Consider the following 12,439-nt stretch of genomic DNA (forward strand, 5'->3'; position numbering starts at 1 on the left):
ATGGATATGGACAATTTAGTATATGTAATACCTAAAGATAAGAATGATAAAGAAAACCTTATAAAGATATTAAAAGAACACCCTGAAATAAAATTTGTATCTTTAGTCGGAGTAGATTTAGGAGGAAATGCTACAGATGAAAAAATACCAATTGAAGTGATGTTAGATGATTTAGATAGCTTTTTAAATTATGGCATCCAAACAGATGGATCTAGTGTTGTTCTACACGAAATTGCACATTTAAATAATGCAAGAGTTGATTTGGTTCCAGACCTTAATGTAAACTGGTTCGTTGACTATAACTATGAACACATAGATAATAATCTTCCTGTTGGAACACTTGAAATACCATCATTTTTAATTCACAATGGAGAAAGGGTAGACTCAAGATCTGTGCTTATTAAAGCTATAGATAACTTCAAAACAAAGCTTATGGATATACTCAAAACATATCCTCACATACTGCACAGTATAGGAATAAGCGATCCTTATTATATAGAAGATATATTACTAACTTCCGCTACTGAACTAGAATTTTGGGTAAAAACTCCTAATGATAAAGCAGATATAGAAAAACTTTCAACTTCCCAAATGCTTAAAGAACAATACTGGAAAAGAACTCACGGAACTGTTAGAACCGCTCTTGAAAAGACACTTATACTATTACAAAAGTATGGACTTGAACCTGAAATGGGCCATAAAGAAGTGGGAGGAGTAAGTAGTAAAATAGCTACAAATGGAAAAACAGATCACGTTATGGAACAGCTAGAAATAGATTGGAAGTACTCAAATGCACTACAAGCTGCAGATAATGAACTAATAGTTAGAGAACTAATTGAAGATATATTTGCAAGCTATGGACTAGAAGTAACATTTGCAGCAAAACCTCTTGAAGGAGTTGCTGGAAACGGAGAACACACTCACGTTGGAGTTGCTGTAAAACTAAAAAATGGAAAGATAAGGAACCTTTTCTCACCTTTAGATATGAAAAGTGATTATTTAAGCGAAATAGGATACGGATCACTTATGGGCATACTAAAAAATTATGAGGTTATAAGCCCATTTGTAACATCATCAAATGACGCATTCAATAGACTAAAGCCTGGATTTGAAGCTCCAGTTTGTATAGTAGCATCTTTAGGAATAGATGTAAAAACACCGACTAGAAATAGATCTGTACTTGTAGGTGTAGTTAGAGATATAGATAATCATCTAGCAACTAGGTTCGAAGTTAGATCCCCAAATCCTTTATCAAACACATATTTAGTTTTGGCTAGCTTGTATCAATCTATGTTAGACGGGATACTAGCAGCAGCTAAATCAAATAAAACTTCAAAAGAGCTTGAAGCTGAGATATCAAAAGAATCTGGAGTAGAAAGCTTTTATCTAGAAAAAGATAGAACTTACAGAAGCGAGGAAGATGTATTTGAGCACTATACTGAAGATGAAAGAAATAAATTATTTGGAAAACCACCTGCTACAGTTTATGAAAATATGAAAAATCTAAAGGAATACCACGAAAAGAGAAAAATATTACTTGATGGAGATGTATTTAATGAAAAAATAATAAACTCATTTATAGCAAGTTCATTAGAAAGATGGGAAACTGAGCTTAAGGATAGAATATTACTTGATAATATAAACTTTATAAGAGAATGTAAGAAAGTTCACAATATGGAAGAAGTTACAGACCTTGATGTAGTTAGATGGGAAAAAATAAACAATTTAAGATATTACATGATGAAAAACAGCTTAGATAATAAATGTTTATTCACAAGACTTAGAGAAGCTTTAGATGATAAGGATTATAATCTTGCATCTTCACTTCAACTTGAAATGTATGAAAAAATTAAAGAGATAAACAAACTATATATGAGATACAAAAGAAACTTATTCAATATATAAAGAGCAGCATATGCTGCTCTTTTTATGTTGTCCATTCATTATTAATTATCCCAACTAAATACCACTTACCTTCATGCTCTTCAAATACAAGTCTCAAACTTCTCCAGTCCATTCCACCGTATTCTGGATTAAATCCAGAGAAATAATACTCAACAACTATAGGATTGTCATATACTTCAAATTGATTTTCTAGCATATTCCCAAAACTTAAAACTTCATTGTAGCCTACTTTTTCGGCATTTATAAAATCCTTACTATATATGAATCTTTCGTAGTATTGTGATGGATTAAACTTTATATCATCTCCAGTTCCATCAAAATATCCCCACATATATACATTCTCGTCATTAAAGAAGTTAGCAATCTTTTCTCTATCAAATACTAAATCTCTTTCTACATTTACATAAGTGTACGGAGTGAATCTAACTCCCTTTGTAGGGTGAACAATTTCTGAAAGAGTCTTCATATCTTTGTTTTTTAGTGCTTTTATAGCTTCATATGATCTTTCACCTATTATATCTTTTGGACTTTTGTTTTCTTTGCTTGTATTTTCCTTTTCTTCAGTTTCATCACTACTTTCTCTTTCTTCAACCTTTTCCTTAATATCATCTTCATTAGGTTTTTGGTTAGCGCATCCACTGAGTATAGTAAATGCTAACGCAACAGATACTATTAAGATTAGTATTTTTTTCATAAACTACCCCCTATTCATTAATTAACTTTTCTAATTCATCAACAAGCATATCAAATTTTTTAAGAGTTTTTTCAAGTGGCTCACTGCTATTCATGTCTACCCCTGCCTTCTTTAAAATATTAACGGGATAATCTGATCCACCTGATTTTAGAAATTCTAAATACCTTTCTTTAGCACCTTCTTTTCCATTTAATATATCTTGTGATAAAGCAATTCCTCCACTACAACCTATAACGTATTTATATACATAAAAGTTTCTATAAAAATGTGGAATTCTGCTCCACCATGTTTTAGATAATTCATGAACTCCAAAGTCTTCTCCATAATATTTCTTCATTAAATCTCCCCAGATATTATTGAATGTAGTTGCATTTAACATCTCTCCAGATTCTACTTTCTCATGAATTATTTTCTCAAATTCTGCATACATAACTTGTGTATATACAGAAGACTTTATAAGGTCTATATAGCTTTCAATTAAATATATTTTTTCTTCTTTGTTCTTTGAATTACTTATTAAATATTCAAATAAAAATGCTTCATTAGTTATAGATGCCACTTCTGCTGTAAATATAGGATAATTTGCTTTAGCATAAGGCTGATACTTATTTGAGTAATAACTATGCATAGCGTGCCCCATCTCATGTGTTAGTGTAGATACATCTCCAAGTCCTCCATTATAGTTAAGTAATACATAAGGATTAGTATCATATACTCCAAATGAATAAGCTCCAGTTCTTTTATTTTTTCTTTCATACACATCTACCCATCCACTACTTAATCCCATCTTTAGATCTTTAATATATTGATCTCCCAAAGGTCTTAGTGAATCTACAACCATATCCTTTGCTTTTTCGTATGGTATTTCTTTTCCTACATAGCTTGAGATAGGTATATACATATCATAAAGATATACTTTATCAGGTATATTAAGCTTTTTCTTTCTTAAAGATACATATCTATGAAGTGAATCTAAGTGCTTACTAGTAGTTTGTATTATATTTTCATACAGTTTAGGAGTTACATTATCTTTATCAAGTGCTGCTTCTAGTGCTGAGTTATATCTTCTAGCTTTAGAATAAAATATATTCTTTCCTACTTCCCCAGCTAAATTGGCAGCTAGCAAATTTATGCTTTGATTAAAGCTTTCAAATTCTTTTTCAAAGGCTTCTTTTCTTAAATTTCTATCTTCACTTCCTAAAAGCTTACTGTAAAGACCAGGAGTTAAAGTTATTTCATTTCCATCTTTATCTTTTATCTTTCCAAAATTTCTCTCGCTATTTCTGAATATATCATATATATTACTAGTAGTGTTGCTCATAAATCCCGCTAAGGTCAATATATTCTCTTCTTCTACAGATAAATATCTATCACTTAATCTAAATAGTTCCTTAAAATAGAAATCATATTGTCTAAGAAATTCATCTTCAGCCATAAATTGATTTATTTTTTCTTTAGGAATATTTAAAATCTCTGGCTCCATAAAATTAGTAGCCATTCTTGCCTTAATATTTATATTTCTAGCCTTATCTCTTAGTGCTATATATTTATCATTGCTCTTATCTTCGTCGCTTTTAAGATGTGCATATAAATATAATTTTTCATTTAATCTACTTATATCCTCTGCATCTTTAAATGCCTGAGACATTTGTTTTGATGAATTTGATAATGTTCCTTTATACTTTTCCATCTTAGGTATCATACTTTCTAGTTTTTTATAGTCCCTCTCCCAATGATCATCTGATGGATATATATTATTAAGGTTCCAAGTATATTTATCATTTGAATTTATATTATTAAATACAGTAATTGAATTGTTTAAATTAGAAACAGTAAGTGTAAAGAACAATATACCTAGAAGAAATGTTAATATAAAAAATTTTGAAATAACATATCCTTTTTTGTTCATGCTTTTCCTCCTTTTTCTGCTATATCTATATTAGGATATGTAATTTTCATAAAAAATATAGACTATAATTGTTTTCAAAAAAAATAATAGCAAAGCTAACACTAGCTTTGCTACGCTTCAATCTTTTCATTTTCAAATAGTGATAAAAATATGTCTACAAGTTTTGGATCAAATTGTGTTCCTTTATTGTTTCTTATTTCATCTAAAGCTTCATCTATACTCATAGCTTTACGATAAGGCCTATCTGTAGTCATTGCATCAAAAGCATCTGCTATACACAAGCATCTTCCTTCTATAGGTATGCTTTTTCCCTTAATTCTTCTTGGATATCCATTCCCATCATATCTTTCATGATGTGAAAGTATAGCAGGAAGAACTTTAACTAAATTTGGTATATGCTTTATTATAGTCATAGACATATCTACGTGTTTTTTCATTATTTCCATTTCTTCATCTGTAAGTCTTTCTTTTTTTGTAAGTACATGCTCTGGAATACCTATTTTTCCTACATCATGCAAAAGTCCTGCATACTTTACAATATCAATTTGCTCACTATCTAACCCTGCTGCTTTAGCTAACTTTACTCCATATTTTGATACATTTTCAGAATGACCATATGTATAGTGGTCCTTTGCATCTATTGTCGCAGCTAAAGCCTGAATAGCAGAAAAGTAAGCATCTTGTATTTTTTCTTCAACATGGTTTGTTTCAATAACTTTTTCTCTTGTATTTGTATAAAGAACAACTTGATTTTTTCCTTTTCTTTTAGCTTCATAAAGTGCATCATCTGCATTTTTTATTATCTCTTCTTTAGTTATTCCAGAGTTTGAACTTGCTATTCCTATACTGACAGTAAGAAATTTACTCATATCTTTACTTGAATTAAATTCCTTTTCAACATATCCTCTTATCTTTTCTGCTTCTTTTACAGCTTCATTTTCTGATAAATTAGGAAATACTATTGCAAATTCTTCTCCACCATATCTTGCTACTATATCGCCTACTTTAGTGCATTTTTTGAGGATTTCTCCTAATCTACTCAAGGCATTATCTCCTTCAAAGTGGCCATATAGGTCATTGTATAGCTTAAAGTGGTCTACATCTATCAAAGCAACAGAAAATACATCCATAATCTTTGTATCTATAAGTTTGGAAAGTACTTCATGAAAGTATCTATGATTATATAACCCTGTAAGACCATCTGTTATAGCATCTTCTTTTACCTTTGAGTAAAGCCTTGCATTTTCTATAGCTACTGCACTGCTATTAGCTATTATAAGTAAAAGATCTATATCATCTTCACTATAATTTTCATCATTTTTCTTCTTAGATAAAAGCAATATTCCTATGAGTTCATCTCTTAATTTTATAGGAATAAACAGCTGTATATCATTCTTTTGAAAATAATCTTTTTCATAGTTCCAAAGAGATTGAAAATTAGATAATCTATCTATATGATCTATAGTTAGGAATTTATTTTTATCACAAAACCAATTAACCACAGGACTATCTTCTTTTAATTCAAAGTATCCTAAGCCTTCTATATCACCTTTTGCTTGAAGTGTTATATATTTATTTTCTTTTTTTAGCATTAAAGAAGCATGTTTTAATTTCATACCTTTTATTACAATACCAAGGAAAGAATCAGATAATTCTTCTATATCTAGTGTATTATTTATTATATTACTAAAATCTTTTAATGCTTCTCTCTTTGCAACTTCATCTTTGTAAAAAGCTTTATCTATAATATCCTGGAGCTTATATTTAAAAGGGTGTATTACAACTGCTATAACTATTGATGTTATTACTGCTGCTATAATAGTTTCATATCCTATATATGTTCTTATTGACTTCTCTACAATAAATACTATAGATACATAAAATATTGCAAGTATAAACGTATATATAGAATAAATTAGTCCTCTTCTTATTATTAGTTTTATATCCAAAAACTTATATCTATACATAGAGTATGCAACTAATATAGCATTGATAGTATTTGATAGTAAATCTATTGGATATCTTCCTACCTGTGGTATCAAATTTAAAATTCCACCTAGTATAACTAGTATAAGTCCATAAAATACGAATTTTACTTTATCAAATACTATAATATTTGCTCTGATTTTATGAATTACATTTATAAGTGCCAGAACTAAATAAATAAGACTCCAAACAGCAACAATAGGTGCTATAGGGCCAAGCCTATAATAAAGAGTTCCCTCAACTATATAAGCTTCTTTAACTATATACCCCAAAGAGTTAAGCATAATTAGAATTAACCACATCCCATAGCCTGAATAGAGCTTTTTGTTTTCACTATGAGTCTGTGTAAATATTAAAGTAAATTTATAAAAAGCTATAGGCATACTTATAAGACCTATACAAAGTATTCTATTCCAGAAAAGTGGACCTGGGTATATCCCTGTCCTCATCATAAGTGACCCAAAACTCCATACAATATTGGTTATTATATAAATTGAGTAAGCTTTTATTATTTTACTTCTCTTACTTTTAATCAATATTAACAGTACTATTAAATAACACATCAAGGATAGTGCTGGAGCTAGCGTTTTGTAGCTAAGTATTGACATTAATTACCTCCTATTCATTACTGATACTAATAAGCATTTGTATCTCATCTGCACTAGGATTTATAGGATTTAAAGCTATATTTTTCATTTTCTCAAACTTACTAAAAGTTCCTTTTCGTAAGATTGTAATATGTAGAGGATCTTTTCCTAGTAATGAATCTATACTTTCAAAATCGCTGTCTAATTTCTTGAGACTCATATTTAACTTTTCTTTTACATAATCTTCAGGCACAGTTTCATTCATTTCTAGATAAATATGTAACTTAGGCTCATTTTGTATATATTCTTTTCTAGCAACCCAATTATTTACATTTAAACTTGAATTATTTATAGCATTATTTATTGTATCTTTCGTAATCCTTGTAAATCCTGCAATATCTATTATGTTTGATACTCTGTCTACAAATTTTATCTGTGGAATATTTATACCATTTTTCTTGTCATCTAAAGATATACACTCTATTATATCACCTACTCTATATCTTATGAAAGCACCACCTTTGAATTTTGTAATTACAAGTTCATATCTTTCACCTGCTTTTATCTCATTTAATAATAGAGTTTTGAGCTTTTTTTGATTAGAATCTCTAATAGCATATTTTTCTGGTATAAATTCAAGAAAATTAACATCTGGAAAGAATGTAAGTCCATCTTTACTCCATGTTTCTGTTGCAGCAATAGCTATTTCAGTTCCTCCATATATCTCAATTGGCTTTATTCCCCAATAATACTCAATTTTTTCTTTAAATACAGAGCTATCAGTCCCTGCACATATTATCCCCTTCATACTCCATATATCCCTAGGGAGTATAGTTTTCTTCAACAATTTTTTCTTAATTAAAGCATTTACAAGTCTATAAGCCATGCCAAAGTTTGAAGGTATAACCATTTTAGATTTGCCATTCTTATCTTCATTTGAGAAACTTTCCCCTATTTTAACAAGTACACTCGATAATCCAAAGAAAATATCTATACCTTTCCTTAAACCAAGCTCAAATCCCTTTTCATTTCTCTCTTTAAAACCCATACTCTCAGCTTCTTCAATAGTAGGCAAGTAATCAAAAGTAATCTTCTCTTTTAATCCATAAGGTGCAAGCCCTGTTAAATAAGGAAGTGGTGCCATTCCATACAGGAACTTGTCATTCTCAGCAAGTTTAAAGTCTCCTCTTTTTTTGCTTGTACATAATATCAGACTTGCTATGAATGCTTTAGCGTGCTCCTTTACCATACTCTCTGAGTACGGAGCTAACTTTACAGGGTGTTCTCCACCTTTCCAAGTTGTTTTTATCCAATACATAGGCTTTTGTGGGAGAAGTTCTTCTTTTTTGTTTAACAAAGTATCTGCATAATCATCATAAGTAGTTAGTGGTATAAGTTCTCTGAATTCATCTATAGATTTAGGTTTTATATTGCCCATTAACATTTTTCCTAACTCACAACTAGATAATAATTCTATTTGCTCCATTAGAAGCCTTTCTTGTATTTTCATGAATTCATCAATATTTAAATCTAGAAATCCGCAATATTTTTCCCATATCTCATCACGCTTGCCTTCTCTAAACATTTCCTTAAAAGTTGGCATGTGTTTTCCCCCCTATAAATATAGTATTAATGCATTTTTTTATACTTTCTTTATTTGGTATTAGCATAGGCGTAGTTTTTTGATAATTTTTGTACCCCTTAAACATTTTCACGAAGAATATTTTGTCTTGTATATATACATGAATAACATCTAAACTTGTCCAAACTATACAAGCTGGCACTAAAAGCGTATATCCCGTTCCAAGAAATAAAAATAAGAAAAATAGAAAAAACCACAAAACTCCCGGATGCCTTGTCAGTGCATATGTCCCTGTATTTACTAAATCTTCATTATATTTATTACTCGTGTAAGTACTTTTAAATGGCAGCTCTATAAAAAGAGAATATATAAGCAAAGTTAGGAACAAAAAAGATAATATTATTGAAGGTATTCTTATAAGAATATGTATATATATTTTGTTAGATGTAATAAGTATCATAATCCCAGAAACTATAATAAGACCTAGACCACATATACTAAAAATGTCTTTAACACTCCCCTTATTCTTAAGTTTGAGATAATCGTAAATGGTCAAGAGAACAAAAGCAAGTGAACCTAGCAACACATATGACATTTTATAACACTCCTCCCCCTAATACAAAGTATATATGTATATTTCGACGTATACTTATACTTTCCTTTAGAGTATAAATTAAAAAATAAAAGCGTAATTTCATACGCTTTTAAATTCATCTCCATATTATCCTATAGTCAATGTAAAGATTACAATATCTCCTTAAAAACCCTAAAGAAATTCTCATATCCTATCTTCCTTAAATCACTTTCTGTATATCCTCTACCTGCTAACACATTCATAATGCTTTGTACATGCCCCTGATGATAAAGACCATCTATTATATTAGCATTTTGATTAAAAACAGGAGTAGCTTCATTACTTATAAACTCACAAAAATCAAATCCAAGCCCAACATAATCTACTCCTATCAAATTGACAATATAATCAATATGATCTGCCATTTTTTCAACACTTGGACTTTTTTTGTCAACAAAATGTGGCCATGCATTAACACCTATAACTCCATTTACATTCTTTATAGCCTTTATCTGATCATCTTTTAAATTTCTAGGATTATCACAAAGACTATACACATTTGAATGAGATGCAATGAATGGTTTCTTTGAATGCTCACATACATCCCAAAAACTTCTCTCATTAAGGTGTGATACATCTAGTACTATTCCTAATTTTTCTATAGTATCTATAGCTTTTATTCCAAGCTTAGTAAGTCCCCTATGTTTATTTCCTCTTACTCCGGTTGCCAATTCATTTTCCTCGTTCCATGTTAAACCTATATGTCTAACTCCTAAATCGTATAAGGTATTTATATAATCTACATCATAATTTATAAATGCCATACCTTCTATCCCTAACATTATAGCTAATTTCCCTTCTTTATTAGCTATTTCAAAGTCATTATAAGATTTTATATGCTTTATATAATCACTGCATAAATTTATCTCATTCATTCCACTTTCTAGTATCTTAAGCGTTCTTTCTCTTGAGTAATTATACTTTGGCTCAGTCCAGACAACAAATATAGATCCAAATACATCTCCTTTTATAAAGTTATTTATATGGCTCTTTGCAAGTATATCACTATCTCCTTCTTCGATTTTCTGAATAATATCTGTAAATATATCTGAGTGTGCATCAAATATCTTCATTAAATAACCACCTTCTTTATCATATTTATACCATTTTTTAGTTCCCCTTTTTATCCATATACTCCATATATATAAGCGAAAGGGGTTGATAATATGTCAGTAAATTCTATTAAAAATGGAACAAGCTTAAAACTTAAGTATTCTCTAGGTCTTGATGAGAAAGGAGTTGAAAGATTTAGAAACAGAACTATAAGAAATTTTAGAGTAAATATCTTAGATAATGATCTTTATCAGTTTGCAACTATGTTAGCAAGTCTTCAGGATAGTTTCTTAGTTGAGGTTAATAGGATTGATGATAGCTTGCTTAGTGAGTAGAATCGATTAGTTATATATTCAGCTTCCACAAGCAAGCTTGTAAGTCAGCTGTTATATATAACTTAATCTCTTCTTATTATTAATAATTTGTAGGTGGCTATTGATATATGATACTTATTCTCACAAATTAATTTCCACAAGCAAGCTTGTAAGTCAGCTGTTTTATATAACTTAATCTCTTCTTATTATTAGTACTTTGTAGATGGCTATTGATAGATGGTGCTTATTCTTATCAATTAGCTTTGTCAAGTGAGCTTGTAAGTCAGATGTTTTTACTGAATAGTGATTAAATTTTGGGGGTGTTTTTGTGAAGAGAGTTCTTGAGATGAGGTTTTTGAAGGAAGATGGTAAGGGTGTTACTATATCTTTTGATGATATTAAGGCAGATGTTAATGATTCTGATGTTAATGCATTGATGGATTTTATAGTAACTAAGAATATATTCTCTTTCAAAGGAGTAGGTGTATCCGAAAAAAGAGATGCTAGAATTGTTAATGTTCACTCTGAGCAGATATACTTAGATTAATTAAGGGCCCTTTCGGGCCTTTTGATGTAGAGAGGAGAATTTCATGGGAGATATTTTGAGCTTAGTATCTAATGTAGGTTTTCCTATTGTCCTTTCTATTTATTTGCTTACCAAAATAGAGGACAAGCTAGAAAGACTTACAGAGAGTATAAATCATCTAAATAATTCCATATCAAAACTATAATAAACAGAAGAATTTCTGCAAAATATATATTGAACACAGAACACTTGTTCGATATAATTATATAAAACGTATGTTTTGTAATTCTAGGGGGAGATTTCATTTGTGTACTTATGAAGAAATAAATAATCTAGTGAAGCTATCAAATAAGGGGTGTAAAACTTCGCTAGAGTCTTTAATAACCACATTAAAACCACTTATTATCTCAAAGTGCAAGCATTACTTTGGATATGTTAATGAAGATTTATATAGTGATGGTATTTTAAGATCTATAGAACTCATAAAGAATTTTGACTTTGAAAAGAACACTAAGTTTCTAGGATATATGGAATATATGCTAAGTTGTTTTTATTGGGATAAAAAAAGAAAATTACTAAAAGAAAGTGAAAATGAAATGCTGATAGATGACAGTATAGAGCATTCGTATGAAGAAGACTATTCATTCATAGACATAGAAGAATGTCTTTCTATGCTAAATGATAAAGAAAGGTATATAATAACTCAGCATATTCTAAATGGAGATACACTGGTAAATATATCAAAGAACCTGAATATATCCTATAAATACACAAAGTCACTAAAATCTAAGGCTATCAAAAAACTCAATATATTCTTCTCAACATAGCCCAATATTTCAAAATCTGCACTTTTATGATAAAATAATAATATTAATAATACCTGGAGGTAGACTATGGAAGATAAAATACTTTCTATATTACAACAAATGCAAAGTGATATGAGTGAGATGAAGGGAGATATAAAATCTCTTAAATCTGATGTTGAGTTAATTAAGATCCAACAAAATGAACATACTCAAATTCTGAAAGCTTTACAACACTCAAGTGAAACTAACAGCAACGATATAGAAGACCTAGCATTGAAAATCTCAAAAGTCTATGGTAAAGTGTCTTTAGTTCAAAATGACTTAAATATGATTGAATATGTAACTGCAAACAACATGGCTAATATAGCTATGCTTAAAAGAAAGAAAAATAGGATATAAGTTCAATGATAAAAGGCCTCGATGGAGGCCTTATTTTTTATCCT

At 29.7% G+C, this 12,439-nt stretch carries 11 protein-coding genes; 6 read left to right on the top strand and 5 right to left on the bottom strand.

The features are described from left to right. Positions 1–6 precede the first annotated feature (6 nt). Positions 7–1,905, top strand: a complete 1,899-nt coding sequence (locus tag CLOTH_RS07915) for a type I glutamate--ammonia ligase (RefSeq protein ID WP_079412861.1) — start codon at positions 7–9, stop codon at positions 1,903–1,905. Positions 1,906–1,927: 22 nt separating this feature from the next. Here CLOTH_RS07915 and CLOTH_RS07920 read toward each other — a convergent pair whose 3' ends face one another. The 5 genes from CLOTH_RS07920 to CLOTH_RS07945 form a co-directional block, all read right to left on the bottom strand. Continuing rightward, positions 1,928–2,599: a hypothetical protein gene (locus CLOTH_RS07920; protein WP_079412863.1), complete on the bottom strand. Its 672-nt coding sequence runs from the start codon at positions 2,597–2,599 to the stop codon at positions 1,928–1,930. 10 nt (positions 2,600–2,609) lie between these two features. Beyond that, positions 2,610–4,508 carry an oligoendopeptidase F gene (gene pepF, locus CLOTH_RS07925; RefSeq protein ID WP_079412865.1) on the bottom strand — a complete coding sequence of 633 codons (1,899 nt, stop codon included), beginning with the start codon at positions 4,506–4,508 and terminating at the stop codon, positions 2,610–2,612. Between the two features lie 110 nt (positions 4,509–4,618). Further along, the gene (locus CLOTH_RS07930) at positions 4,619–7,102 is read right to left on the bottom strand and encodes a sensor domain-containing diguanylate cyclase/phosphohydrolase (protein WP_079412867.1); all 2,484 of its coding nucleotides are present in this window, start codon (positions 7,100–7,102) and stop codon (positions 4,619–4,621) included. 10 nt (positions 7,103–7,112) lie between these two features. Next, complete coding sequence (locus CLOTH_RS07935; RefSeq protein ID WP_079412869.1) at positions 7,113–8,684, bottom strand: GH3 family domain-containing protein; 1,572 nt, start codon at positions 8,682–8,684, stop codon at positions 7,113–7,115. Between the two features lie 723 nt (positions 8,685–9,407). After that, a complete protein-coding gene (locus CLOTH_RS07945; RefSeq protein WP_079412873.1) occupies positions 9,408–10,370 on the bottom strand; it encodes a dipeptidase in 963 nt (320 codons plus the stop codon). Positions 10,371–10,463: 93 nt separating this feature from the next. Between CLOTH_RS07945 and CLOTH_RS07950 the strand changes: the two genes are divergently transcribed. From CLOTH_RS07950 to CLOTH_RS07970, 5 genes are all read left to right on the top strand, one after another. Then, positions 10,464–10,685, top strand: coding sequence for a DUF1659 domain-containing protein (locus tag CLOTH_RS07950; RefSeq protein WP_079412875.1), 222 nt, complete (start codon positions 10,464–10,466; stop codon positions 10,683–10,685). Between the two features lie 307 nt (positions 10,686–10,992). Beyond that, a complete protein-coding gene (locus tag CLOTH_RS07955) occupies positions 10,993–11,211 on the top strand; it encodes a DUF2922 domain-containing protein (RefSeq protein WP_079412877.1) in 219 nt (72 codons plus the stop codon). A gap of 43 nt (positions 11,212–11,254) precedes the next feature. Then, positions 11,255–11,395, top strand: coding sequence for a YvrJ family protein (locus CLOTH_RS10875; RefSeq protein WP_079412879.1), 141 nt, complete (start codon positions 11,255–11,257; stop codon positions 11,393–11,395). A gap of 100 nt (positions 11,396–11,495) precedes the next feature. Next, on the top strand, positions 11,496–12,017 hold the full coding sequence (locus CLOTH_RS07965) for a sigma-70 family RNA polymerase sigma factor (RefSeq protein WP_158080490.1): 522 nt from the start codon (positions 11,496–11,498) through the stop codon (positions 12,015–12,017). 66 nt (positions 12,018–12,083) lie between these two features. Then, on the top strand, positions 12,084–12,395 hold the full coding sequence (locus CLOTH_RS07970) for a hypothetical protein (RefSeq protein ID WP_079412883.1): 312 nt from the start codon (positions 12,084–12,086) through the stop codon (positions 12,393–12,395). Positions 12,396–12,439 lie beyond the last annotated feature (44 nt).

Origin of the sequence: Alkalithermobacter paradoxus, assembly GCA_002029295.1 — a bacterium.
GTDB classification, from domain to species: Bacteria; Bacillota; Clostridia; order Peptostreptococcales; family Peptostreptococcaceae; genus Alkalithermobacter; species Alkalithermobacter paradoxus.